The 23,828-nt window shown below is 65.5% G+C and carries 20 protein-coding genes; 14 read left to right on the forward strand and 6 right to left on the reverse strand.

Annotated elements, in window-relative coordinates:
* Positions 1-22 precede the first annotated feature (22 nt).
* Positions 23-481 (forward strand): nuclear transport factor 2 family protein, encoded by a 459-nt coding sequence (locus tag XH90_RS12205; protein WP_194481709.1) that lies wholly within the window; start codon positions 23-25, stop codon positions 479-481.
* A gap of 75 nt (positions 482-556) precedes the next feature.
* Here the strand turns inward: XH90_RS12205 and XH90_RS12210 are convergent, their stop codons facing one another.
* The 3 genes from XH90_RS12210 to galE form a co-directional block, all read right to left on the reverse strand.
* Entirely contained in the window at positions 557-1,258 is a 702-nt protein-coding gene (locus XH90_RS12210) for a fumarylacetoacetate hydrolase family protein (protein ID WP_028159809.1), read from the reverse strand.
* Positions 1,259-1,294: 36 nt separating this feature from the next.
* Positions 1,295-3,097 carry an ABC transporter ATP-binding protein gene (locus XH90_RS12215; RefSeq protein ID WP_194481710.1) on the reverse strand — a complete coding sequence of 601 codons (1,803 nt, stop codon included), beginning with the start codon at positions 3,095-3,097 and terminating at the stop codon, positions 1,295-1,297.
* A gap of 117 nt (positions 3,098-3,214) precedes the next feature.
* Positions 3,215-4,228 carry a UDP-glucose 4-epimerase GalE gene (gene galE / locus XH90_RS12220; RefSeq protein WP_194481711.1) on the reverse strand — a complete coding sequence of 338 codons (1,014 nt, stop codon included), beginning with the start codon at positions 4,226-4,228 and terminating at the stop codon, positions 3,215-3,217.
* A gap of 126 nt (positions 4,229-4,354) precedes the next feature.
* Here galE and XH90_RS12225 point away from each other — a divergent pair, with 126 nt between their 5' ends.
* Both XH90_RS12225 and XH90_RS12230 read left to right on the forward strand, forming a co-directional pair.
* Positions 4,355-5,392 carry a glycosyltransferase family 4 protein gene (locus tag XH90_RS12225; protein ID WP_194481712.1) on the forward strand — a complete coding sequence of 346 codons (1,038 nt, stop codon included), beginning with the start codon at positions 4,355-4,357 and terminating at the stop codon, positions 5,390-5,392.
* Between the two features lie 320 nt (positions 5,393-5,712).
* Positions 5,713-5,883: a hypothetical protein gene (locus XH90_RS12230; RefSeq protein ID WP_194481713.1), complete on the forward strand. Its 171-nt coding sequence runs from the start codon at positions 5,713-5,715 to the stop codon at positions 5,881-5,883.
* Between the two features lie 16 nt (positions 5,884-5,899).
* Here XH90_RS12230 and waaF read toward each other — a convergent pair whose 3' ends face one another.
* Entirely contained in the window at positions 5,900-6,985 is a 1,086-nt protein-coding gene (gene waaF / locus XH90_RS12235) for a lipopolysaccharide heptosyltransferase II (RefSeq protein ID WP_194481714.1), read from the reverse strand.
* 173 nt (positions 6,986-7,158) lie between these two features.
* Here waaF and rfaD point away from each other — a divergent pair, with 173 nt between their 5' ends.
* The 6 genes from rfaD to XH90_RS12265 all read left to right on the forward strand — a co-directional run bounded on the left by rfaD (position 7,159) and on the right by XH90_RS12265 (position 15,093).
* Positions 7,159-8,139 carry an ADP-glyceromanno-heptose 6-epimerase gene (rfaD, locus tag XH90_RS12240; protein WP_194481715.1) on the forward strand — a complete coding sequence of 327 codons (981 nt, stop codon included), beginning with the start codon at positions 7,159-7,161 and terminating at the stop codon, positions 8,137-8,139.
* A 12-nt stretch (positions 8,140-8,151) separates the two neighbouring features.
* Entirely contained in the window at positions 8,152-9,636 is a 1,485-nt protein-coding gene (gene rfaE1 / locus XH90_RS12245; RefSeq protein WP_194481716.1) for a D-glycero-beta-D-manno-heptose-7-phosphate kinase, read from the forward strand.
* Positions 9,633-10,931: an O-antigen ligase gene (locus XH90_RS12250; protein WP_246755781.1), complete on the forward strand. Its 1,299-nt coding sequence runs from the start codon at positions 9,633-9,635 to the stop codon at positions 10,929-10,931. Before rfaE1 ends, XH90_RS12250 begins: the two co-directional genes overlap by 4 nt.
* An 81-nt stretch (positions 10,932-11,012) precedes the next feature.
* Positions 11,013-12,926, forward strand: coding sequence for an SDR family NAD(P)-dependent oxidoreductase (locus tag XH90_RS12255; RefSeq protein ID WP_194481717.1), 1,914 nt, complete (start codon positions 11,013-11,015; stop codon positions 12,924-12,926).
* 2 nt (positions 12,927-12,928) lie between these two features.
* The gene (locus XH90_RS12260; protein WP_194481718.1) at positions 12,929-14,149 is read left to right on the forward strand and encodes a glycosyltransferase family 4 protein; all 1,221 of its coding nucleotides are present in this window, start codon (positions 12,929-12,931) and stop codon (positions 14,147-14,149) included.
* Positions 14,146-15,093 carry an NAD-dependent epimerase/dehydratase family protein gene (locus XH90_RS12265; RefSeq protein WP_194481719.1) on the forward strand — a complete coding sequence of 316 codons (948 nt, stop codon included), beginning with the start codon at positions 14,146-14,148 and terminating at the stop codon, positions 15,091-15,093. Before XH90_RS12260 ends, XH90_RS12265 begins: the two co-directional genes overlap by 4 nt.
* Here the strand turns inward: XH90_RS12265 and XH90_RS12270 are convergent.
* Complete coding sequence (locus tag XH90_RS12270; RefSeq protein WP_194482665.1) at positions 15,081-16,034, reverse strand: glycosyltransferase family 4 protein; 954 nt, start codon at positions 16,032-16,034, stop codon at positions 15,081-15,083. The genes XH90_RS12265 and XH90_RS12270 overlap by 13 nt on opposite strands.
* A 50-nt stretch (positions 16,035-16,084) precedes the next feature.
* A complete protein-coding gene (locus XH90_RS12275) occupies positions 16,085-17,044 on the reverse strand; it encodes a lysylphosphatidylglycerol synthase transmembrane domain-containing protein (protein ID WP_194481720.1) in 960 nt (319 codons plus the stop codon).
* Between the two features lie 447 nt (positions 17,045-17,491).
* Between XH90_RS12275 and XH90_RS12280 the strand changes: the two genes are divergently transcribed.
* The 5 genes from XH90_RS12280 to XH90_RS12300 all read left to right on the forward strand — a co-directional run bounded on the left by XH90_RS12280 (position 17,492) and on the right by XH90_RS12300 (position 23,512).
* Positions 17,492-18,904 carry a mannose-1-phosphate guanylyltransferase/mannose-6-phosphate isomerase gene (locus XH90_RS12280; RefSeq protein ID WP_194481721.1) on the forward strand — a complete coding sequence of 471 codons (1,413 nt, stop codon included), beginning with the start codon at positions 17,492-17,494 and terminating at the stop codon, positions 18,902-18,904.
* Positions 18,905-19,085: 181 nt separating this feature from the next.
* The gene (locus XH90_RS12285) at positions 19,086-20,090 is read left to right on the forward strand and encodes a Gfo/Idh/MocA family protein (protein ID WP_194481722.1); all 1,005 of its coding nucleotides are present in this window, start codon (positions 19,086-19,088) and stop codon (positions 20,088-20,090) included.
* 33 nt (positions 20,091-20,123) lie between these two features.
* A complete protein-coding gene (locus XH90_RS12290) occupies positions 20,124-21,275 on the forward strand; it encodes a DegT/DnrJ/EryC1/StrS aminotransferase family protein (RefSeq protein ID WP_194481723.1) in 1,152 nt (383 codons plus the stop codon).
* A 131-nt stretch (positions 21,276-21,406) separates the two neighbouring features.
* Positions 21,407-22,933, forward strand: a complete 1,527-nt coding sequence (gene murJ, locus XH90_RS12295) for a murein biosynthesis integral membrane protein MurJ (RefSeq protein WP_194481724.1) — start codon at positions 21,407-21,409, stop codon at positions 22,931-22,933.
* A 129-nt stretch (positions 22,934-23,062) separates the two neighbouring features.
* Positions 23,063-23,512, forward strand: a complete 450-nt coding sequence (locus XH90_RS12300; RefSeq protein WP_194481725.1) for a c-type cytochrome — start codon at positions 23,063-23,065, stop codon at positions 23,510-23,512.
* Positions 23,513-23,828 lie beyond the last annotated feature (316 nt).

The following is a 23,828-nucleotide window of genomic DNA, read 5'->3' on the forward strand; positions in this document are numbered from 1 at the left end:
TGCGACGTATCTGGAGCAGGCGATGACTTCGTTGCCGACCGCCGACACCAAGACGGGTGAATTCTTCCGCCGTTGGCTTGAAACCTTCTCAGGCTATGTTCGCGAGGTTGACTACGCTTCGGCAAGGCCGCTCTTTCATCCGGACGTCCTTGCCTTCGGCACGCATAACGACGTCATCCCTGGGCTCGACCAATGGGTCACCACGCAATGGGACAATGTCTGGCCGAATACGAGCGACTTCCGCTTCGTCCTCGATCAAACTGCGGTCCTGGCGTCCCCGGACGGCGCGATGGCGACCGTGATCGCGCCGTGGACGAGCACGGGCTATCATCCCGACGGCAGCATGTTTCCGCGTCCGGGCCGTGCGACCATGATCTTTTCAAGGAATGGCGATGGCTGGCTGTGCGTGCATTCGCACATGTCGCTCAATCGCGGTGTTCCGCAGGCAAGCCATGCCAGTCGGCCGGTGAAGGCCTGGTAGATCGCGATCACATGTTTGAAACGCCAAAGGCCCCGGACACGTCCGGGGCCTTTTGATTTTTGGTCGTTGCGCTGCCTATTCCGGCTGGCCGATGCTCACCTTTAGCGTGCCGACGCCGTCGACGCCGCATTCGAGCTTGTCGCCGGGCTGGAGCTGCGACACGCCGGCCGGCGTGCCCGTCATGATGATGTCGCCGGCAGCAAGCTTCACCTGCTGGGAAAGCTGCCAGATCGTCTCCGGCACGTTCCAGATCATCTGCTCGAGGTCGCCCGTCTGGGCTTCCTTGCCGTTGACCGTGAGCCAGATCCTGCCCTTGGTGGGATGGCCGATCTTCGAGGCCGGCTGCACCGCGGAGGCGGGCGCGGAGCCGTCGAACGACTTGCCGATCTCCCACGGGCGCTCCTTCTTGCGCGAGGCGATCTGGAGGTCGCGGCGGGTCAGGTCGATGCCGACGGCGTAGCCGTAGACGTGGTCGAGTGCCTTCTCGGCGGGAATGTTCAGCCCGCCGCTCTTCAGCGCGACGATCAACTCGACCTCGTGATGCAGATCCTTGGTCAGCGGCGGGTAGGGGATGGTGGCGCCATCCGGCACCAGCATGTCGGCGTGCTTGGCGAAGAAGAACGGCGGGGCGCGCTCGTCATTGCCCATCTCGCGGATGTGCTCGAGATAGTTGCGGCCGACGCACCAGATGCGGCGCACCGGAAAACGGCCGGTCTCGCCCACGACGGGAAGCGAAGCCTGGGGCGGAAGCGGGATGACGTAGGAGGCGGCGTTCATGAAGCGGTCTCGCTGCTCTTGGGTTGAGAAGGAACTCTATGCGGTTGCGCTGACCGGCGCCAGAGCGCCGGCGTCGTGATGTTGCAGGCGGAAGAATGAGGCGTAGCGGCCGGAGCGGCGCAGGAGCTCGTCATGCCGGCCCTGCTCGACGATCTCACCGCCTTCGACCACGAGAATGCTGTCTGCGTGCATGATGGTGTGCAGCCGGTGCGCGATCACGATGGTGGTACGGTTCCGGCACAGATGCTCGATCGCCTCCTGCACCTGCCGCTCGGACTCGGAATCGAGCGCGGCGGTGGCTTCGTCCAGCAGGATGATCGGCGCGTCCTTGATCAGCGCGCGCGCCACCGCGATGCGCTGGCGCTGACCGCCGGAGAGCTGCGTGCCGTGCTCGCCGACCGGGGTGTCGTAGCCGAGCGGGAAGCCCATGATGAAATCATGCGCGCAGGCGGCCTCCGCGGCCTCGATGATCTCGTTCTCGCTCGCGCCAGGCTTGCCGAAGGCGATGTTGTTGCGGATGGTGTCCCGGAACAGATAGACGTCCTGGCCGACATAGGCGGTCTGCGCCCTCAGCGATTTGCGCGAGACCGCGCCGATCGACTGGCCATCGATCACGATGTCGCCCTGCGTCACCTCGTAGAAGCGCAGCAGCAGCGCCAGCACGGTCGACTTGCCGCCGCCGGACGGCCCGACCAGCGCGGTGACCTTGCCGGGCTCGGCGACGAAGCTCATGCGGTTGAGCACGGTCTCGCCCGAGCGGTAGGAGAAGCTGACGTCGCGCAGCTCGATCCGCGCATCGGACAGCTTCAGCGCAGGCTTGTCGTCGTCGGAATGCTCGCTCGCGGGGCTGTCGACCACCTCCAGCAGCATGCGCGCGCCGACGAGCTGGCTGTTGAGATCGATGTTGAGTCGCGCCAGCCGCTTGGCCGGCTCGGTCGCCATCAGGAACGCGGTCATGAAGGAGAAGAACGCGCCGGGCGTGGCGTTGAGCGCGACCACGCTGTAGCCGCCGTAGAGCAGGCAGCCGGCGACCGCGAAGCCGCCGAGCATTTCCATCAGCGGGTTGGAGCGGTTGGCGACGCGGGCCATCTTGTTGGCGTTGCGCTCGACGATCGCGATGTTCTCGTCGATGCGGCCCTGCATGGTGTCTTCGAGCGTGAACGCCTTGACGGTGCGGATGCCTTGCAGCGATTCCTGCATCGTCTCGAGAATGTCGGCGGTGCCGGTGAACTGGTTATAGGCGAGGCCCTTGATGCGCTTGACCAGCTTGCGCAGCACCAGCATCGCCGGCGGCACCGCGACGAGGCCGATCAGCGACATCAGCGGATCCTGCCACACCATCACGCCGATCATCGCGAGCAGCATCAACAGGTCGCGCCCGATCGCGTTGACAAGCATGTTGAGGACGTCGGTGATCGATTTCGCGCCGGCCGTCAGGCGCGCCAGGAATTCCGAGGAGTGCCGCTCGGAGAAGAAGCCGACGCTCTCGCGCATAAGTTTGGCGAACAGCTGACGCTGGTTGGTGGCGAGGATGGCGTTGCTGATCTTGGTCAGGATCACCATGTGGCCGTAGGTCGCCACGCCCTTGATGAAGAGCAGGATCACCGTGATGCCGGAGAACATCGCGATACCGGGGATGTTCTTGTCGACATAGGCCTGGTTGATGACCTGGCCGAGCACATAGGTCGCGCCCGCGGTCGCACCTGCGGCGAGTGCCATCAGCGAAAAGGCCACGAGGTAGCGCCGCCAATAGACGACGCCCTGTTCCATGACCAGGCGGCGAACGAGGGCTATCGCCGCATAGGGATCGTCGGTGATTTTCTTTGGAAACTGAGCCATCCGGTGTCCATTGACGGCGCAGGAAAAGCCTGCCCGCGCGTCAGGGATCGAATGGCCTCTGTGCCCGCTAAAGCTGCGGTTTTCAAGCCCAATTAAGGGCTTGCGCAGGGGCGGATTTTAGGCCGAGACGGCGTGGCGCAACTCGCCATGGCGCTCGCGGAACAGCTTGTCCTCCCAGGCCAGCGCATGCGCCGCAATGGTCTCGAGGTCCTCGTATTGCGGCCTCCAGTCGAGCAGGCCGCGGATGCGGCTGGTGTCGGCGACCATGGTCATGATGTCGCCGGGCCGGCGCGGGGCGTATTGCACCGCGAAGCTGCGGCCCGAGACCCGGCGCACCGCGTCGATGGTTTCCAGCACCGAATAGCCGCGGCCATAGCCGCAGTTCAGCGTCGTCGAGGCGCCGCCGTTGCGCAGGTAAGCGAGGGCGGAGCGATGCGCCTGCGACAGGTCCGTGACGTGGATGAAGTCGCGGATGCAGCTGCCGTCCTGGGTCGGATAGTCGGTGCCGAACACGTCGATCTTGGCGCGCTGGCCGGTCGCGGCTTCCACCGCGATCTTGAGCAGATGCGTCGCGCCGACGGTGGCAAGCCCGATGCGCGCCTGCGGATCGGCGCCGGCGACGTTGAAGTAGCGCAAGGTCACGTACTGCATGCCGTAGGCGGCGGCGACGTCGTGCAGCATGATCTCGGTCATCAGCTTCGACGAACCGTACGGCGACAGCGGCCGCGTCGGCGCGTGCTCGGGCACCGGCACCTGATCCGGATTGCCGTAGACGGCGGCGGTCGATGAGAAGATGAAACGGTTGATGCCGCGCTTGACTGCGACGTTGAGCAAATTGCGAGCGGTCGTGAAATTGTTGCGGTAGTAGCCGAGCGGATCGCGCATCGAATCCGGCACGACCACCGAGCCCGCGAAATGAACGATGCTTTCGATGTCGTGCTGGGCGATCACGCCCTCGAGCAGGTTCTCGTCGCCGGCATCGCCGATGAACAGCGGCACGCCCTCAGGCAGATAGGCCGAGAACCCGGTGGAGAGATCGTCGATCACGACGACGTCCTCGCCGGCTTCCGCCAGCGCCAGAACCGTGTGACTTCCGATATAGCCGGCGCCGCCGGTGACTAGCACAGTCATGATCTCACCCGTCTTCGATCAACGCGCCAAGCTAACGTTTGCGTGGTGAAGAGGGGGTATCGGCAGCCCTGAACTGGTCACTATGCTTAATGTTGCGTATAGGGGACGCACCAAACGGAGCATAACGTGGCGAATCCCCCCGGCGATCTCGATGTGATCGTGCCAAATCTGCACAGGCGCTATTCCGGGGTCACTGCGACCAACCGGATGGTGGCGCCGCGGCTGGCCAAGCTCTATCGCGCCGCATGGTTCGGCACCGACGCGCCGGAGGGGATCGCGCGCCTCCGCGTCGCAGATGTCCTGAAACTATGGCGTCGCGGGACACCGCTGATCTGGCATGCGCGGCGCAACAACGAGATGATCGCAGGGGTGTTGCTGCGCGCGCTCGGCTGGCCGCTCAAGCTGGTATTCACCTCGGCGGCGCAGCGGCATCACAGCTGGATCACGCGCTGGCTGATCCGGCGCATGGACGCGATCATCGCGACGTCGGACATCTCGGCCTCGTTCCTGAAGGTGAAGGCGACGGTGATCCCGCACGGAGTCGACACCGACGTCTACGCGCCACCGCATGATCGCGCCGCGGCCTTCGCGGAAGCCGCGCTGCCGGGCCGTTACGCGATCGGCTGCTTCGGTCGCGTGCGCGCACAGAAGGGCACCGACGTGTTCGTCGATGCGATGTGCCGCCTGCTGCCGCGCTATCCAGACTTCACGGCGGTCATCGTTGGTCAGGTCACGGCCGAGCAGACACCCTTCGCGAACGAGCTGAAGAAACGCATCGAAGCAGCCAATCTGCAATCGCGCATCGTCGTCACCGGCGAGCTCCCGATCGAACAGGTGCAGCGCTGGTATCAGCGGTTGACGATCTACGCCTTCACTTCGCGCAACGAAGGTTTTGGCCTGACGCTGATCGAGGCGATGGCAGCTGGCAGTGCGCTCGTCGCCGCACGTGCCGGTGCTGCCGAGCTCGTGGTCGAGGATGGCGTGAGCGGCGTGCTGATCCCGACGGGTGACGCTGACGCGCTCGCCGCAGCGGTCGAGCCGCTGATGCGGGACGTCGCTGCCGCGACCGCGATGGGCGAGCGGGGACGTGAGCGCGTGCTCGCAAGGTTCAGCCTCGATGCCGAGGCTGCGCAAATCGGCGAGGTCTATCGGCCGCTGCTGTGAGCCGTCGCTTTTCGTGGTCGCGGACAAAAGTATCGAAAACAACCCCATGCACAGTAGCCAGTGCTGGCGGAATCAATAGCTTGGGCGATGGCGCGAAGTTTTGCGGATTTTACGAATTTTGTTTGACTTGTCGGGCAAAACACCCGTATGATGTCACCCGAAAGTCGAAGAGTATGACGGAATAGACGCGGAGACCGTGTGATGATGGACGTAAGGCCTCTCCGCAATGAACAGGATTACGATTGGGCGATCCGCGAAGTATCCCGCTATTTCGAGGTCGAGCCTGCTCCTGGCACGCCCGACGGTGATCGCTTCGAAGTTTGTCGTCGCTCATCAAGGCGTACGAAGACAATCACTACGCAATCACGCGCGGTGATCCGGTCGACGTCCTGCATTTCGCGATCGAGTCGATGGGGCGCTCGCAGGCAGAATTGGCGGCTCTGTGCTGTGTCAGTGTGAATCTCGCCGGTCAGGCCTTGGCTGTGATCTGATGAGTCCGCGCCCTAGTTAGCGCACCCGCCTCCCAACCTCACCCAGCACCCTTTCCGCAATCGCCACCACGTCGCTCGCCGCGATGTCCCGCATGCACCTGTGGTCGTTCATCCTGCAGATCGTGCTCTGGCACGGTTGGCACGCGAGAACGCTCTTGTCCTGGACCACGGTCGCGGCGAGGCCGTTGAGGGGGGCCCAGAGATAGGGGCTGGTCGGGCCGAAGATGCCCATGGTGGGCGTGCCCAAAGCGGCGGCGATATGCATCAGGCCGGAATCGTTCGAGATCGCGACGCCCGCGGCGGCCATGGCGAGGACACCGTTGCGCAAATCGTTGCCGGTGAGATCCCGTACTCCCGGGCCGCCAGCGGTCCCCGGGCCGCCGGCTGCGACGATCTCCTGGGCGAGGCCCTTTTCGGCAGGGCCGCCGACGACCCAGACCTCGAGTCCACGTTCGACCAGCAGGCGGGCAGCCTCGGGATAGTAGGTCCAGCGTTTCGACACCCCGACCGAACCGGGAGCGAGCGCCACGGCGGCGCCGGCACTGAGGCCATTGGCCTGGCGCCAGCGGGCGATCTCCTCAGGCTGAACCCGCAATTGCGGCACCGGCCATTCCGGCGGCAAGGGGGCACCGTCGGGCTGGGCGAGCGCAGCGTTCTTGTCGATGAAGCGGGGCAGCTTTTTCTCGCCCCAGCGCCAGCGGTTGAGCAGGCCGAACCGGAACTCGCCGACGAAACCGACCCTCTCGGGGATGCCGGCCAGCGCCGGCGCAATGGCGGCCTTCCAGGTCCGGGGCAGCACCAGGGCCGTGCCGTAGTTCCGTTCGCGCAGCAGCTTTGCGAGGCCAAGCTGGCGGCCTACGGCGAGACGGCCGCGGGGCAGGTCCCAGACGATGCCTTCCCGTACGCCGGGCATGTAATCGACCAGGGGGGCGCAGAGGGATGTGGTCAGGAGATCGACCGGCCGATTCGGCCAGCGCTCTTTCAGGACCCGGACAACGGTGTGATTCCGGACGAAATCGCCGATCCACATATAGGGGACGATCAGGATCGGGCGTGTGTCGCTCCGATCCTCACTCCCATCAAATTGCGAATCTTGGTTCATTCGTTAATAGGGCCGCAAACGCTCTGATCTGGCGGTTCGGTTAGCCGCTCCGGGTCGGCAGGTAAAGCCGGCACAGGCGCGAGTCCAATGGCGTCGGCCCAAAATGCTTACACTTTGACGGACGATGCGCTACGGCAGGTATCGGGCCGCAAAAATCGGGCAGGGTATTTGGAATGTTGCTGGTGACCGGCGGGGCCGGTTTTATCGGATCGAATGTCGTGGCTGCGCTGAACGAGGCCGGCCGCAGCGACGTCGTGGTCTGCGACCTGCTCGGCAGCGACGGCAAATGGCGCAATCTCGCCAAGCGGCAGCTTGTGGATATCGTGCCCCCGGCCGAGCTGGCCGACTGGCTGAAGGGCCGCAAACTGGATGCCGTGATCCATCTCGGGGCGATTTCCGAGACCACCGCGACCGACGGCGACCTCGTGATCGAGACCAATTTCCGCTTCTCGATGCGCCTGCTCGACTGGTGCACGGCGAACGCGGTGCCGCTGATCTACGCGTCCTCGGCTGCGACCTATGGCGACGGCGCGGAAGGCTTTGACGATGACGCCTCGCTGTCGGCGCTGAACAAGCTGCGGCCGATGAATCTCTACGGCTGGAGCAAGCAGCTGTTCGATCTCGCGGTCGCCGAGCGCGTCGCGCGCGGCGAGAGGCTGCCGCCGCAATGGGCCGGCCTGAAATTCTTCAACGTGTTCGGCCCAAACGAATACCACAAGGGCACGATGATGAGCGTGCTGGCGCGCCGCTTCGACGACGTGAAAGCCGGCCGGGTCGTGCAGCTGTTCAAGTCGCATCGCGACGGCATCGCCGACGGCGATCAGCGCCGCGATTTCATCTATGTCGACGACGTCGTGCGCGTGATCATGTGGCTCCTGGCGACGCCGCCCGTCTCCGGCCTGTTCAATGTCGGCACCGGCAAGGCGCGAAGCTTCCGCGAGCTGATGCTGGCGGCCTATGCCGCGCTCGATGCAAAGCCAAATATCGAATACATCGACATGCCCGAGCAGATCCGCGGCAGCTACCAGTATTTCACCGAGAGCAAGGTCGATCGTCTCCACCGTGCCGGCTATAACGGCGGCTTCACGACGCTCGAGGACGCGGTGAAGGCGTATGTCGGGGATTATCTCGACCGGCCCGATCGCTTCCGCTAAGGCCACAAGATCATGCCGACGCCCATTCTCGATTTCGATGCCCTCGCGCAAGCCATCTCCGGCCGCACGGTGCTCTGCATCGGCGACATCATGCTGGACGAGTTCGTCTACGGCGAGGTGTCGCGGATCTCGCCCGAAGCGCCGACCCCCGTTATCGCGGCCCAACGCAGCGAGATCCATATCGGCGGCGCCGGCAACGTCGCGCGCAATATCGCCTCCCTCGGCGCGCGCTGCGTCTTCGTCGGCCTCGTCGGCGAGGACGATGCGGGCGCGCGGCTCAAGGCGGCGCTGGCAAACCACGACGGCATCGAGAGCGCGCTGGTGTGCGACCCCACGCGCCCTACGACGCGAAAAGTCCGCTTCGTCTCCGAACATTTCTCCACGCATATGCTGCGCGCGGACTGGGAGCAGGCGGTCGCGGCCTCCGACGAGGTCGAAACGAAGCTGATCGAGGCGATCCTGCCGCAGATCGCGCGCGCCGATGTCGTGCTGCTGTCCGACTACGCCAAGGGCGTGCTGACGGCGCGCGTGATCCGCCACACCATTGATACCGCACGCAAGCTCGGCAAACGCGTGATCGTCGATCCCAAGAGCCTGAACTGGGCGATCTATCGCGGCGCCACGCTGCTGACGCCCAACCGCAAGGAATTCGCGGAAGCCACCCGCAGCCGCGCCGACACGGTGCAGAGCATCGTCGATGCCAGCGAGGACGTGATGCGGCTCGCCGATTGCGAGGCGATCCTGGTGACGCAGGGCGAGCACGGCATGACGCTGGTGCCGCGCCAGGGCGAGGCCGTGCATGTTCCGGCTTTCCCGGTGAAGGTGCGCGACGTCTCCGGCGCCGGCGACACCGTCGCTGCCGCGCTCGCGGTCTCGATTGCGGCGGGCTCGGATTGGGACACGGCGCTGCGGATGGCGAGTGCTGCGGCCGCCGTCGCCGTCGGCAAGCAGGGCACGGCCAGCGTGAGCACCGCCGAGCTGCGCCGAAAGATCCTGCCGCACGCCACCCTCGCGGCCGAGGAGAAGGTCCTGAGCGTGCTTGGCGCGCTCGATGCCCGGCTCGCCGAATGGAAGCGGGAAGGGCTGCGCGTCGGCTTCACCAACGGCTGCTTCGACATCCTGCATCCCGGCCACGTCAAGGTGCTGACCGCGGCGCGCGCCGCCTGCGACCGCCTGATCGTCGGCCTGAACAGCGACGCCTCGGTGCGGCGGCTGAAGGGCGCGGACCGTCCGGTCCAGGACGAGCGCGCGCGGGCTGAAGTGCTGGCCGCGCTCGAGGCGGTCGATCTCGTCGTCATCTTCGAGGAGGATACGCCGATCAACCTGATCACGCGGATCACGCCGAGCGTGCTGGTGAAGGGCGGCGATTACACCCGCGAGCAGGTCGTCGGCCACGAGGTGGTCGAGGCTGCGGGGGGAGTGGTCGTGTTGGTCGACATCCTCAAGGGCTTCAGCACGACAGCGCTGGTCCATCGTGCGCGCGGAGGCTCCAAGTGACGGACCAAGCGACGGTGCTCGCCCGGGAGACGACCGTCCAGATGCTGTGGCGGCGTTTCCGGAGCCCTGCGGCCTGGAGCGAGACCGTCGATCTATTCGCGATCCTGACCGCGGCCTCGTTGCCATGGTCGACGTCGCTCACGGCCATCTTCAATGCCGCGTTCCTGGTCTGCATGGTGCCGTTCCTCGACATCAGGGCATTCCAGCAATCGCTGACGCGTCCAATCTGCGCGGCACCGATCGCGCTGTTCGTGCTCGCGCTGGTAGGAACGCTTTGGTCGGACGCAGCCTGGGGCGCGCGCCTCTATGCGGTCGGCCCGACCGTCAAGCTGCTCGTGCTGCCGGTGCTGCTCTATCATTTCGAGCGCTCGCCGCGCGGACACTGGATATTCGTCGCATTCCTGGTGTCCTGCGCGCTGCTCTCGGTGATGTCATGGCTTGTCGCTTTTTATCCGAGCCTCTCCCTGAGGCCCTATGATCCCCTCGAGCGTGGCATCTTCGTCAAGAACTATATCGACCAGAGCCAGGAATTCACGCTGTGCGCGGTTGCGCTCGCCTATCCCGTGATGATGTTATTGCGCGAGAAGCGCTACTGGCTCGCGGTTCTGTTGATGGCGCTCCCGCTGAGCTTTCTGGTCAACATGACCTTCGTGGTGGTGTCGCGCACCGCGCTGGTCACAGTGCCGATCATGCTCGCTGTGTTCGCGCTGCTTCATTTGAGGTGGCGCAGCGTCGCCATGATTTCTGCAGCTATGATTGTCTTTGCCGTGCTTGCTTGGCAAGCCTCGCCGCAATTGCGTAAGACGGCCGACACGTTTTCGCGCGACTACCGTCTCTATATGCAGGAGAACGTGCCGACCTCGATGGGCGAGCGCCTCGAATATTGGCGGCATGCCGTGCAGTTTTTCGTTCAGGCTCCGCTCGTGGGGCACGGTACCGGCTCCACGCAAGGGCTGTTCGAGAGAGCTGCAAAGGAGCGTTCATGGGTTCCGGGCGTCAGGGTCTTTCCGAACCCGCATAACCAAACGCTGCATGTCGCCATCCAGTGGGGTGCCATCGGCATCGGGGTTCTCTACGCGATCTGGATCTTTCATTTTCAGCTATTTAGTGGCGAGGGGTTTGCCAGGTGGGTCGGCCTTCTGGTAGTCGTGCAAAACGTCTTCACATCGCTGTTCAACTCCCATCTGTTCGATTTCCACGAGGGCTGGATGTACGTTCTCGGCGTCGGCGTTGCCGGCGGCATGGTGATCCGGAGACGACAGGCCGAGGCGAATGTTGGGCAAGCGGGTTCCTGAGCTGCGCGGCTGGCAAGTCCTGTCGAGATGGGCTATCAGCGCGGTAAGGTTGCAACTATCGGGATATTCATTGGTCGGCGGATGACGCGTCTTTCGCATCTCACTTTGCGCAATTTCATGATCGCGCTCCACGACCTGTTGGCGACGACGGCGGCGCTGTTCGCGGCGTTCTATCTGCGTTTTGAGGGTGGCGACAGCTTCTACGACCGCCTGCCGCTGCTCTTCGAGATTCTGCCGTACTTTCTCGCCTTCAGCGTGGTCGTGTTCTTCGTCTTCAACCTGACCACAACGAAATGGCGCTTCATCTCGCTGCCGGACGCGATGAACATCATCCGCGTCGCGAGCGTGCTGACGGTTGCGCTGCTGGCGCTGGACTACATCTTCGTCGCCCCCAACGTTCGCGGCGCCTTCTTCCTCGGCAAGGTCACCATCGTCCTCTACTGGTTCCTCGAGATCTTCGCGCTCAGCGCCCTGCGCATGGCCTATCGCTACTTCCGCTATACGCGAGTGCGGCGCCATGCCCGCAGCGAGGACGCAGCCCCGACGCTACTGATCGGCCGCGCCGCGGATGCCGAGGTGCTCTTGCGCGGCATCGAGAGCGGATCGATCAAGCGGATCTGGCCGGTCGGCCTGCTGTCGCCGTCGAGCTCCGATCGCGGCCAGTTGATCCGCAACTTGCCGGTGCTGGGCGGCATCGACGACATCGAGGACGTCGTCGCCGATTTCGCCAAGCGCGGCAAGGCGATCACCCGCGTGGTGATGACGCCGTCCGCGTTCGAACCGGAGGCCCACCCGGAATCGATCCTGATGCGGGCGCGCAGGCTGGGTGTGATCGTCAACCGCATGCCCTCGCTGGAGAGCGGCGACACCCCGCGGCTCACGGCCGTCGCGGTCGAGGACTTGCTGCTGCGGCCCAGCGAAAAGATCGACTATGCGCGGCTGGAGGCCCTCATCAAGGGCAAGGCGGTGATCGTCACCGGCGGCGGCGGTTCGATCGGCTCGGAGATCTGCGAGCGTATCGTCGCCTTTGGCGCCGCGCGCCTGCTGATCGTGGAGAATTCAGAGCCGGCGCTCTACGCGATCACCGAGGCGCTCGCCGCGCAGGACACCGGGGCGGCGATCGAGGGCCGGATCGCCGACATCCGCGACCGCGAGCGCGTCATGCGCCTGATGGCCGAGTTCAGGCCTGACATCGTGTTCCACGCGGCAGCCCTCAAGCACGTGCCGATCCTCGAGCGCGACTGGAGCGAAGGCGTCAAGACCAACATCTTCGGCTCGATCAACGTCGCCGATGCGGCGCTGGCCGCCGGCGCCGAAGCCATGGTCATGATCTCGACCGACAAGGCGATCGAGCCGGTGTCGATGCTGGGCCTGACCAAGCGTTTCGCCGAGATGTACTGCCAGGCGCTCGACCACGATCTTGCGGCGGGTGGCACCGGCACCAAGCCGCCGATGCGGCTGATCTCGGTCCGGTTCGGCAATGTGCTGGCCTCGAACGGCTCGGTGGTGCCGAAATTCAAGGCCCAGATCGAAGCCGGCGGCCCGGTGACCGTCACGCATCCCGACATGGTCCGCTATTTCATGACCATTCGCGAGGCCTGCGATCTCGTGATCACGGCGGCTACGCATGCGCTCGGAACACAGCGTCCCGACGTTTCCGTATATGTGCTCAACATGGGCCAGCCGGTGAAGATCGTCGATCTCGCCGAGCGCATGATCCGCCTCTCGGGTCTTCAGCCCGGCTACGACATCGAGATCGTGTTCACGGGGATGCGACCGGGCGAGCGCCTGAACGAAATCCTGTTCGCCTCCGAAGAGCCGACCCGCGAGATCGGCGTTGCCGGCATCATGGCCGCGCAGCCGAACGAGCCGCCGATGCAGACCCTGCGCAAATGGATCGCGGCGCTCGACCAGGCGATCGCGCGTGACGATCGGGCCACCATCAGCACCATCCTGAAGGATGCGGTCCCCGAATTCGGGTCGACCGCGGCCTGACCATGCAGCCAGAAGGCAAGATCGTCGTCGCGAGCCAGCATTATCCGCCGGATCCGAGCACGACCGCGGCGATCATGGCCGAGATAGCCTGCCGCCTCGCCTCCGAGCACGAGGTCGTGGTGTTGTCGGGCTCGCCTGGTGCGCTGCCGGCCTCGCAGACCGGTGTGGATAAGCCGCACGTAGTCGCCATCAGGAACCGGATGGGAGGAAAGGCGGCGCTGGTCCGCCGCGGTCTATCCGAACTGCTGTTCGTGCTGCGCATCTTCGTCGCGCTGCTGCGGCGCCTGCGGCGCGGCGACGTCGTGCTGACCGTCACGGCACCGTTCATGCTGCCTTACGCGGTCGCTGCCGCGGCCCGGTTCAAGGGGGCACGCTCGGCGCTGATCATGCATGACCTGTTTCCCGACGTGCTGGTGATGGCGGGCCTGTTGAAGCCGCGCGCGTTCGTGACCGGCGTGATGCGCGCCGCCAACAGCCTGATGTTCCGCGCGCTCGATGCCGTGATCACCATCGGCCGCGATGCGGAAGCGCCGCTGCTCGGCTATGCCGGCATGACGCGAAACAAGATCCGCTTCATTCCGAACTGGGCCACACTCGTGCCTGCGACGCGGCCGGTGACGTCGGACAATCCGTTCCGGAAAGACCTTGCGGCGCGCTTCATCGTCGGGCTGTCAGGCAATCTCGGCTTCACCCACGATCCCGAGATCGTGTTCGAGGCGGCGCGCCTGCTGAAGGACGACGCGGACATTCATTTCCTGCTCTCCGGCTGGGGCATCGGCTTCGAACGGCTGAAGCAGCTGCAGGCCGAGGCCGGTCTCTCCAATGTCTCCTTCGTGGCCCGGGTCGAGGATGCCGAGCTCGAGGCGTTCCTGACCGCCGCCGACCTCTGGATTATCCCGTACCGGAAGGACGTCGCCGGGGTATCGGTGCCGAGCCGTTTCTATAATCTGCTGGCGGTCGGCCGCCCCGTCGTGCTGGTGTCGGAGCCCGAGGCCGAGGCGGCCCTGACGGTGGTGGAGAACGGGCTGGGCTGGGTGGTGACGCCGGGCCGCGCCGATCAGCTCGCCGCGGCGATCCGTGCGGCGTCCAAATGCTGTGACGGCGCTTTGGCCGAACGCGCGGTGAAGGCGGCATCGAAGTTCGATCGCAGCGTCGCGATGAACGCCTATGCCGCTCTGATCGAGGAATTGTTGCGCAACCCGAGCCTGAGGGAGCAACGATGAGCGAGAACAAGCGGGTCGTGCTGGTCACGGGGGCGAGCGGCTTTGTCGGCCGTCATGTGGTGCCGGACCTGGTGCGCGCGGGATGGTCGGTCCGCCGCGCGGTTCGCAGCCCGGAAGGCCTCGACGACGAGGTCGTGATCGAGACGATCGGCCCCGACACCGATTGGACGGCCGCGCTCGAGGGCGTCGACGCCGTCGTTCATCTCGCCGCACGCGTGCATCACAAGCACGAGGAGCACGCGGTCCAGCTCTATCGCAACGTCAACATCGCCGGCACGCTGCACCTGGCGCGGTCGGCGGCGACCGCCGGCGTGCGCCAGTTCATCTTCGTCAGCACCGTTCTCGTGCATGGCCGCAGCAACGAGGGCCGTGCCCCGTTCTGCGAAGACGACATCCTGACGCCGCGCGGCCTCTACTGCATGTCCAAGGCGGCAGCCGAGGCGGGACTGCGGACGCTGGCGCGCGACAGCGACATAAACATCTCGGTGATCAGGCCGCCGCTGGTCTATGGCGCAGGCGCCAAGGGCAATTTCGCGCTGCTCACGCGCGCGGTGAATTTGGGCGTGCCGCTGCCGTTTGCCGCGATCCGCAACCACCGCGCCTTCCTCGCCGTGCAGAACCTCTCGTCCTTCATCCTGCGCCAGCTGGCCCATCCCGATCCCGCAAGCAATTTCGAGATCTTCCTGGTGCCCGACAGGGAGCAGGTCTCGACTCCCGAATTCGTCGAGCGGCTGGCGAGAGCGTCCGGCAAGAGCCCGCGGCTGTTCGGCATGTCACCCGAGCTGCTGGGCTCGCTGTTCGGCCTGCTGGGCCGGCAGGACACGCATGACAGCCTGATCGGCTCGCTCGAGCTCAACGTCTCCAAGGCGATCGCGACGGGGTGGCAGCCGGAGGTGTCGCTCGACGAGGGTCTGCGGCTGGCGCTGGCGGCTCAGGACGCCTGAGGGCGGGAGAACCGCCGCAGCACGACGGCAACCGCGATCGCGCCCACCAGGAGCGCGATCGGCGTGACGGTCGCCGAGCCGGCGCGGACGGTGAGGATGGCAAGCGCCGCCAGCAGGAGGTTGAGCGCAAACACCTCGCCGATGACGCGCCGAACCGAAAAGCCGTTGTCGGTGGCGCGCTGGTAGAAGTGCGAGCGATGCGCCGACCAGAACTGCTCGCGGCGCGCGATGCGGCGGAATAGCGTGATGGTGGAATCGGCGAGGTAATAGGCGGGCAGCAGCAGCGCCGCGGCGGGCTCACCGCGCCAGGTAAGCGCGAGCAGGCACCAGCCGACCAGAAGGCCGATCGGCAGGCTGCCGACATCGCCCAAGAACACTTTCGCGACCGGCTTGTTGAACGGTGCAAAGCCGAGCATCGCGCCGCACAGGGCCGTTGCGATCAACACCGCCGGCCACGGCAGTTCGCCGAGCAGCCCGAGCAGCAGCAGTGCCGCGGTGACCGGCACCACCTCCGCCACCGTCATCAGGTCGAGCCCGTCCATGAAGTTGACGAGGTTCACGAACCAGATTCCGGCGAGCAGGATCAGGCTGCGCTCCAGCGCCAGCGGCAGATCAGGCACGATGCGCGCATCGTCCGATGCGGTGAACACGACGGCGCCGACGCAGGCGGCCTGCAGCACGAGCCGCACCAGCACCGGCAGCGAGACGATGTCGTCGGCAAACCCGACCAGTGCGATCACGACGGTTGCGACGACCAGCGCCGGCGGGATCGCAACGTCGGCCCAGGCCGCCCACGCCAATGCGACGACGAGCGTCGCCGAGATCACCGCGATGCCCGCGCCCTGCGGGGTCGGGATCCGGTGCGAGGAACGTGCGTTCGGCCGCGCCAGCGCGTAGCGCTGCAGCAGGGGGCGGCTGATCCAGGTGATGAGCGCCGACATCAGCGCGGCGATCGCTGCGGCAAGCAGCGAGGCCACGATCGTGGGCGCGGTCACTCCGGGACCCCGAGCTGCGCCGAGCCCTGCGCCGCCTTCTCCGCGCTGAGGATCCAGACCAGGCCGCCGAACGCCCCGACGATGAACGAAACCGCGCCGAACAGCAGCGAGACGTTGACGCCCTCGTTGGCGGCCAGCCCCGCGAAGCCGAAGGCCAGGCCCATGCTTGCCTCGCGCACGCCCCAGCCGGCGATCGAGATCGGCATCAACGTGATCAGCATCACCGGCGGCACCAGCAGGAACACCTGCGCGAACGTGACGGGGGCGGCGATCGATTTCACCACGCACCAGGCAATGACGACCGCGAGCACGTGGACGAGCAGCGACAGGATTGCGATCATCGGCCCGCGCGTGCGGCTGAAGATGACGCGGTTGGCGATGACGGCGCAGGCGTGGATGTGGTGGGTCGCCCACCACGTCTTCAGCCAGGGCCATTTCAGCGCACCGAAGATGAGAAAGCCGATGCCGCCGGCGAGCGCCGCGAGGTCGATGAGCAGCAGCGCCGAACGTCCATGCGTGTCGGTGATGAGCTGGTAGCTCCAGGGCAGGCTCGCGACGATGAGGATGGCGAGCGCGACGAGGCCGATCGCGCGATCGACGAAGATCGAATAGGTTGCCGCGCGCCATCCGGCACCGGCGCGCGCCACCAGCCAGAGCCGGACCGCATCGCCGCCGATCGCCGACGGCAGGGTCTGGTTGAAGAAGGAGCCGATCACGTTGTAGCGCATGGCGCGGCCGAGCTCGAGCGGCGCGCTGCATGCGGCGCCGACCTCGCGCCAGCGCAGCACGCCGACGAAGATTTGCAGGAACGTGACCGCGATCGCCACGCCGATCCAGAACAGGCTGGTCGCGGTGAAGCGCGACAACAGCTCGGTCAGGTCGACCTTGCGCAGCGCCAGATAGAGCAGCGCTCCGGAAATCAGGATTTTGGCCGTCGACAACAGGATTCGGCGCATCTCGCCCGCGGGGTTTGCGAAGATTGGAGGCGACCCGACGCGAGGCGCCGAATTCGGCCGCTTTGGTATGGTTTTGGCGTCGATCTTGCAATAGCCCTCCTTCGTCCGCCGTGCTTCGCCGCCGAGGGCTCTTGCGAGCCCCTCGATACCGGCCAAAGCGCGCCGCAGGCAGGGTTTCGGGATCGCTTGGGAACAGGATGACGGATCGGGCGGCTCCGATCACCGGGACGGCCGGTTTCCCCGGCTTTCGCATCGCCCTGTTTGCGCATGTTTCCGTCTGTAAACGCCGTCGTGGCCGGCCAGCCGATCCTGCTCTCTGGACCATGGCAAAATGCGCCGCGAGGTCACCTATCTTGACGTCGCGGCCCGTGTAGTATCCAAGCCGATCGCACGGGGTCCACAATTCTGTCGCCTGCTATCGGGACGACTTCAAGGTTTGAGATGACGATGGACAAACGCATTATCCCCCTGATCATGTGCGGCGGCGCCGGCACGCGGTTGTGGCCGGCTTCGCGCGAGGTGCGCCCGAAGCAGTTCCTGCCGCTGTTCGGCGCGCGCTCGACCTTCCAGGACACGCTGCTGCGCGTCTCGGACGCTACGCTGTTCGACCGCCCCATCGTCATCACCAATGCGGCGTATCGCTTCATGGTGCTGGAGCAACTCGCCGAGATCGGCATCGAGGCCGACGTCATCCTCGAGCCGATGCGCCGCGACTCCGGCCCGGCGATCGCCGCTGGCGCTGCGTTCGCGCAGAACCGCACGAGTGAAGCGATCGTGCTCGCGCTCGCCGCCGATCACGTCGTGCAGGACAACGCCGCCTTCGTCGCCGCCTGCCGCGAAGGCCTCGCTGCCGCGAGCACGGGGCGCATCGTCACTTTCGGCGTGAAGCCGGAGCGGCCGGCGACCGAATACGGCTATATCAGCCCGGGCGAGGTGATCTCAGGCGAGGTGCACGCGGTCGCACGCTTCGTCGAGAAGCCGGATGCGGTGAAGGCCGCCGACTACGTCAATTCGGGCTATCTCTGGAACAGCGGCAACTTCATGTTTCCGGCGGCGCTGCTGCTCGACGAATACCGCAAGGTGGATGCGGCGAGTGTCGAGGCGGTGTCCAGCGCGGTCGCCAACGCCGGCCGCGATCTCGGCTTCGTCACGCTGGAGCCCGAGGCCTTCGGTGCGGCGAAGGCAATCTCGATCGACTATGCCGTGATGGAGAAGACTTCGCGCGCAGCGGTCGTGCCGGTATCCTGCGGCTGGTCCGACGTCGGCTCGTGGCGGGCGGTGTGGGAGCTCTCCGACAAGGATGCGCAGGGCAACGCCGCGCACGGCACCGCCGTGTTCGAGGATTCGCGCAATTGCAACGTCACGAGCGATCACGCGCTGGTCGCGCTCGAAGGCGTCGACGACCTCGTCGTGGTCGCGACCGCGGACGCGGTGCTGGTCTCGCGCCAGAAGGACGCCAACGGGCTGAAGCGCCTCGTCACCAAGCTGAAGGCGGTCGCGCCGAAGGTCACCGAGGAGCACCTCAAGGTGCATCGCCCCTGGGGCAGCTACCAGTCGGTCGACAATGGCGAGCGCCATCAGGTCAAGCGGATCGTGGTGAAGCCGGGCGGGCGGCTGTCGCTGCAGAAGCATCACCATCGCGCCGAGCACTGGATCGTGGTCCGCGGCGCCGCCCGCGTCACCGTGAACGAGACCGTGAAGACGGTGCACGAGAACGAGTCCATCTACATCCCGATGGGCGCGGTGCACCGGATGGAGAATCCCGGCAAGATCATGCTGGAACTCATCGAGGTCCAGACCGGCTCCTATCTCGGGGAAGACGACATCATCCGGATTGAAGACGACTATCAAAGGTCGTAACCAGCAGGCTCCGAATCACGCGATCCGGGCCCGTAAAGCCCGCCTTTGCGGCTTAAGGCCCGGAGAACGTGTAACTTTTTGAATCAAATCGTGTCCGGGCAGTCAGGCCGGCATTCGCCACATCTGTGGCACCCGTGCTAGAAGCGGCCCGGGGATTTGCGTTGAATCGGGGTTCGATCAGATGAGTTCCAAGGGGTCACAAGCGGCAAAGGCCGGCTTGCGCGTCGGCGTCATCGGCGCCGGCGTGATGGGCAGCAACCACGCGCGCGTGCTCGCTGGTTTGCCCGGCGTCAGCCTGGTCGGCGCGGTCGATCCTTCGCCGGCGCATCGCGCCCGCGCGACCGAGCTTGCCGATTGCAACAGCTTCGAGACGCTCGACCAGCTCGTCGCCGAGGGGGTCGATGCCGTCACCATCGCGGCGCCGACCCATCTGCACCACGAGGTTGCGCTCGCCTGCATCGCCAGGAACATCCACGTGCTGGTGGAAAAGCCGATCGCATCGACGGTCGAAGAGGGCCGCGAGATCGTCGCCGCCGCGCACAAGGCCGGCGTGACACTGATGATCGGCCATGTCGAGCGCTTCAATCCGGCGGTCGCTGCGGTCAAGCAGGCGATCGCGGGCGAGGACATTCTCTCCATCGCGATTACGCGCGTCGGCCCGTTCCCGCCGCGCATGTCCAATGTCGGCGTGGTCATCGACCTTGCCGTGCACGACATCGACCTGATCCGCTGGTTCACCGAATCCGACATCGTTGAAGTGCAGCCTCAGCTGTCGAGCGCGGTCGCCGAGCGCGAGGACATCGCGCTGCTGCAGTTCCGCACCGCCAATGGCGTGCTCGCGCACATCAACACGAATTGGCTGACGCCGTTCAAGGCGCGCAGCGTCACGGTCGCGACCCGCGGCAAATACGTGATGGGCGATCTGCTCACGCGCCAGGTCACCGAATGCTTCGGCTTCAAGCCCGACGGCAGCTATTCGATGCGGCATCTGCCCGTCGGCCATGACGAGCCGCTCCGCGCCGAGCTGCTGGCGTTCCTCAAGGCGGTGCGCAACGGCGAGACGCCGGCGGTGACCGGTGACGAGGGCGTCGCCAGCCTCGAGATCGCGACGCAGTGCCTCGAAACGCCGTCGCGGCCCGCAGCCACCTCGCCCGCCCGCAAGGGCCCGCGCCGCGTCGCCGGCTAAAACCTCTCTATGTCGACCACGCAAGAAGGCGTCATGAACCAACATCTGCGTTCCGAACCCATTCCCTTCATCGACGTCGCCTCGCAGCGCGTCCGGCTCGGCGCCTCGCTCGATGCGGCGGTCAAGCGCGTGATGGACCATTGCCAGTTCGTCAATGGTCCGGAGGTCACCGAGCTCGAAAGGCAGCTCGCGGCCTATTGCGGCGTCAGGCACGTCATCGCCTGCGCCAGCGGCACCGATGCGCTTCTCATGGTGTTGATGGCGAAGAATGTCGGGCCGGGCGATGCCGTGCTCTGTCCGTCCTTCACCTTCATCGCAACCGCCTCGCCCGCGGCGCGAATGGGCGCGACGCCTGTTTACGTCGATGTTGACGAGACGACCTTCAACATGAGCCCGGAGTCGCTCAAGCGCGGCATCGCGACCGCGCGGAAGGCCGGCTTGAGGCCGGTTGCGATCATTCCGGTGGATCTGTTCGGCCAGCCGGCCGACCACGACGCCATCGCCGAGATCGCGAGGGCCGAAGGCCTGTTCATCATCGATGACGCCGCGCAAGGTTTCGGCGCAAGCTACAGGGGTCGCAAGCTCGGCACCTTCGGGCTCGCCACCACGACCAGCTTCTTCCCGGCGAAGCCACTCGGCTGCTTCGGCGACGGCGGCGCGATTCTGACCGATGACGACGAGCTTGCAGCGACCCTGCGCAGCATCCGCGTGCACGGGCAGGGCGTCGACAAATACGACAACGTCCGCCTCGGCCTCACCGGCCGGCTCGACACCATGCAGGCCGCGATCCTGATCGAGAAACTGAAGATTTTCGACGACGAGATCGCCGCTCGCAACAGGGTCGCCGAGCGCTACGCGCGCGGCCTGTCCAACGTGGTCACCGTGCCGCGTCTCGCGCCCGGCAATACCTCGGTCTGGGCGCAATACACGATCCGCCTGCCTGAGGGGACCGACCGCGACGGCTTTGCCGCCGCGCTGAAAGCCCAGGGCGTACCGACGGCGGTCTACTACGGCAAGTCGATGCATCAGCAGTCCGCCTATAAGCAGTTTCCGGTCGCCGAGGGCGGCTTGCCTGCTTGCGAGAGCCTGTCGCAGGACGTCATCAGCCTGCCGATGCACGCCTATTTGACCGAAGCCGATCAGGAGCGGGTAATCGCGGCCGTGCGCGGCGCGCTTGCGGGCTGACTTGGCCGTTTCGCCTGCCACCTCTTCACCTCTCCCCATCGGGGAGAGGTGAACACCGAGCAAGCCTCTTTTTTGATCCGATCGTCGTTCAAAGCCTTATCGATTGATCGATAAGTCTCTAGAAGAAACGCATGCTCGGACGCATCTTCACGGTTGGTGGTTACACGCTGCTCTCGCGGCTGACGGGATTTGCCCGCGACATCATGCTTGCGGCGATCCTCGGCGCCGGCCCGGTGGCCGACGCGTTTTTCGTGGCGCTGCGGCTGCCCAATCACTTCCGCGCGATCTTTGCCGAGGGCGCCTTCAACGCCGCCTGGGTGCCGGCCTATGCGCACGTCCATGGCGAGAAGGGGGAGGGGGCGGCACACCTGTTCGCCGACCGCATCTTCACGCTGCTGCTGGCCTCGCAGGTGGTGCTGCTGATCGTGGCCTGGCTGTTCATGCCGCAGGCCATGAGCATCCTGGCGCCCGGCTTCAGTGAGGATGCCGAGCAGCGCAAGCTCGCGATCGAGCTGACCCGGATCACCTTTCCCTATCTGCTGCTGATCACGCTGGTGACGCTCTATGGCGGCATGCTCAACGTGATGCAGCGCTTTGCCAGCGCTGCGGCTGCGTCAATCTTCCTCAATGTCGCGATGATGATGACGCTGGCGCTCGCCGCCTGGTTTCCGACCGCCGGCCACGCCGCGGCTTGGGGCGTCCTGATCTCGGGCTTCATGCAGTATTTCCTGCTCGCCGGAGATCTCGGCCGCCATGGCGGCCTGCCGCGCTTCGCGCCGCTCAGGCTCGATGAAGACGTCCGCAGCTTCTTCAAGGCGCTTGGGCCGGCGACACTGGGATCGATGGGCACGCAGGTCGCGCTGTTCGCCGACACCATCATCGCGACCTTCCTGCCCGCCGGCGCGCTGTCGGCGCTGTATTACGCCGACCGCCTCAATCAATTGCCGATCGGCGTCATCGGCATCGCCATCGGCACGGTGCTGCTGCCGGAGATGTCGCGGCGGATCACGGCCGACGATCACGACGGCGCGATGAAGGCGCAGCGCCGGGCCTTCGATTTCACGCTGCTGTTCTCGATACCCTTCGTGGCGGCCTTCCTGACCGTGCCCGACGAGATCATGCGCGCGCTGTTCGCTCGCGGCGCGTTCTCCAAGGCCGATGCCGTCGCCGCCGGCGGCACGCTTGCGGCCTATGCCATCGGCCTGATCCCTTTCGTCCTGATCCGCAGCGCGGTCGCGACCTTTTACGCCCGCAAGGATACCGCGACGCCGGTCCGCGCATCGCTGTCGGGCATTGCCGTCAACGTCGCACTGAAGGTCGCCTTGATGGGATCGCTCGCCCAGATCGGCCTCGCGCTGGCAACCGCCGTCGGTGTCTGGACCAATCTCCTGCTGGTTCTGTTCTTCGCCGTGCGGCGCGGCTTTCTCGTGCTGGATCGCGCCTGGCTGCTGTCGCTCGTCAAATTCCTTCTGACCGGCATCATCCTTGCCGCGGCCTTCTGGCTGATTGCGCATTTCAGCCGTTCGGCGCTGGGCGCAATGCACTTCCGGGCCGAGGTGACGCTGGCGCTCCTGGCCGTCGGGGGCACGATCGTTTATGGGCTCGCGATCCTCGTTCTGTTCGGTCGGAGCTGGCTGGTCTCGCTGGTGCGCGGCTAGGCGGGTTCAAGCGAGTTTCGTCGTTTTCATAGCGAAACTGCGCCTGCCGGAAGTCTTGACATGCGTCAAACCTTCGGCGCGCGAAGCCGCTAGTAGTTGACGGCATGCTGGCCGGCGTCGGAGCGCGACATGGTAAAATCTGCTGTGAAATGTTTGATAATTGCCGGGCTGACCGCCGGTTTCGCCGCCGTGGCTCAGGCTGAAGACCCCGACGTCGGCAAGTCGGAATTTCAGTCCTCGTGCGCGAGTTGTCACGGCGCGGATGCGAGGGGCAAGGGACCGGTTGGCGACCTGCTCAAGGTACCGCCTCCCGATTTGACGGTGTTGGCCAAGAACAACAACGGCGTGTTTCCCACGAACGCTGTTTATGAAACCATCGATGGATCGAAGGCAGTTCCGGCTCACGGCACGCGTGACATGCCGATTTGGGGCGAGCGATTCAACCCCGTCGTCAACCTGCCTCACTATGTTGATCCGTCCTATTGGCAGAAGGCCGGGCCGGAGCAAAGCCCGGAAGTCGTCGTGCGAAAACGCATCCTCGCTGTCATCGATTATCTCGGTCGTATTCAGCAGAAGTAGCAACCGACAGGGCGCCTACCCACGGAAGGTGATCCGAACGCTTTGGACGATGCATCCGCCGACATGAGGCGCTCGCCTAAGGGATGTATGAAACCTCTACACATCTCTTGATTTTGCGCCATTGCCGTGCTATTGGCGCCGCATGATCAAATGGTCGCGCAACGTCAACTTCTCGCACATGACCCGCTTCGGCTGGGCCGTGGAGGGAGTCGTGCGCTAGCATTTGGACGACGACATCTCTTCCACCAGGCCCCGCCGGCATCGGACGGGGCCTTTTGTTTGGCCACGCACCCTGCCGGCACAACAGCAGGAGCGT

Origin of the sequence: Bradyrhizobium sp. CCBAU 53338, from assembly GCF_015291665.1 — a bacterium.
Lineage (GTDB): Bacteria > Pseudomonadota > Alphaproteobacteria > Rhizobiales > Xanthobacteraceae > Bradyrhizobium.

Excerpts from the sequence above, each read along its gene's own strand:
- XH90_RS12205 (WP_194481709.1), top strand. The coding sequence starts at position 23 with ATGACTTCGTTGCCGACCGCCGACACCAAGACGGGTGAATTCTTCCGC.
- XH90_RS12210 (WP_028159809.1), bottom strand. The coding sequence starts at position 1,258 with ATGAACGCCGCCTCCTACGTCATCCCGCTTCCGCCCCAGGCTTCGCTT.
- XH90_RS12215 (WP_194481710.1), bottom strand. The coding sequence starts at position 3,097 with ATGGCTCAGTTTCCAAAGAAAATCACCGACGATCCCTATGCGGCGATA.
- galE (WP_194481711.1), bottom strand. The coding sequence starts at position 4,228 with ATGACTGTGCTAGTCACCGGCGGCGCCGGCTATATCGGAAGTCACACG.
- waaF (WP_194481714.1), bottom strand. The coding sequence starts at position 6,985 with ATGAACCAAGATTCGCAATTTGATGGGAGTGAGGATCGGAGCGACACA.
- rfaD (WP_194481715.1), top strand. The coding sequence starts at position 7,159 with ATGTTGCTGGTGACCGGCGGGGCCGGTTTTATCGGATCGAATGTCGTG.
- rfaE1 (WP_194481716.1), top strand. The coding sequence starts at position 8,152 with ATGCCGACGCCCATTCTCGATTTCGATGCCCTCGCGCAAGCCATCTCC.
- XH90_RS12255 (WP_194481717.1), top strand. The coding sequence starts at position 11,013 with ATGACGCGTCTTTCGCATCTCACTTTGCGCAATTTCATGATCGCGCTC.
- XH90_RS12260 (WP_194481718.1), top strand. The coding sequence starts at position 12,929 with ATGCAGCCAGAAGGCAAGATCGTCGTCGCGAGCCAGCATTATCCGCCG.
- XH90_RS12265 (WP_194481719.1), top strand. The coding sequence starts at position 14,146 with ATGAGCGAGAACAAGCGGGTCGTGCTGGTCACGGGGGCGAGCGGCTTT.
- XH90_RS12270 (WP_194482665.1), bottom strand. The coding sequence starts at position 16,034 with ATGTCGGCGCTCATCACCTGGATCAGCCGCCCCCTGCTGCAGCGCTAC.
- XH90_RS12275 (WP_194481720.1), bottom strand. The coding sequence starts at position 17,044 with ATGCGCCGAATCCTGTTGTCGACGGCCAAAATCCTGATTTCCGGAGCG.
- XH90_RS12280 (WP_194481721.1), top strand. The coding sequence starts at position 17,492 with ATGGACAAACGCATTATCCCCCTGATCATGTGCGGCGGCGCCGGCACG.
- XH90_RS12285 (WP_194481722.1), top strand. The coding sequence starts at position 19,086 with ATGAGTTCCAAGGGGTCACAAGCGGCAAAGGCCGGCTTGCGCGTCGGC.
- XH90_RS12290 (WP_194481723.1), top strand. The coding sequence starts at position 20,124 with ATGAACCAACATCTGCGTTCCGAACCCATTCCCTTCATCGACGTCGCC.
- murJ (WP_194481724.1), top strand. The coding sequence starts at position 21,407 with ATGCTCGGACGCATCTTCACGGTTGGTGGTTACACGCTGCTCTCGCGG.
- XH90_RS12300 (WP_194481725.1), top strand. The coding sequence starts at position 23,063 with ATGGTAAAATCTGCTGTGAAATGTTTGATAATTGCCGGGCTGACCGCC.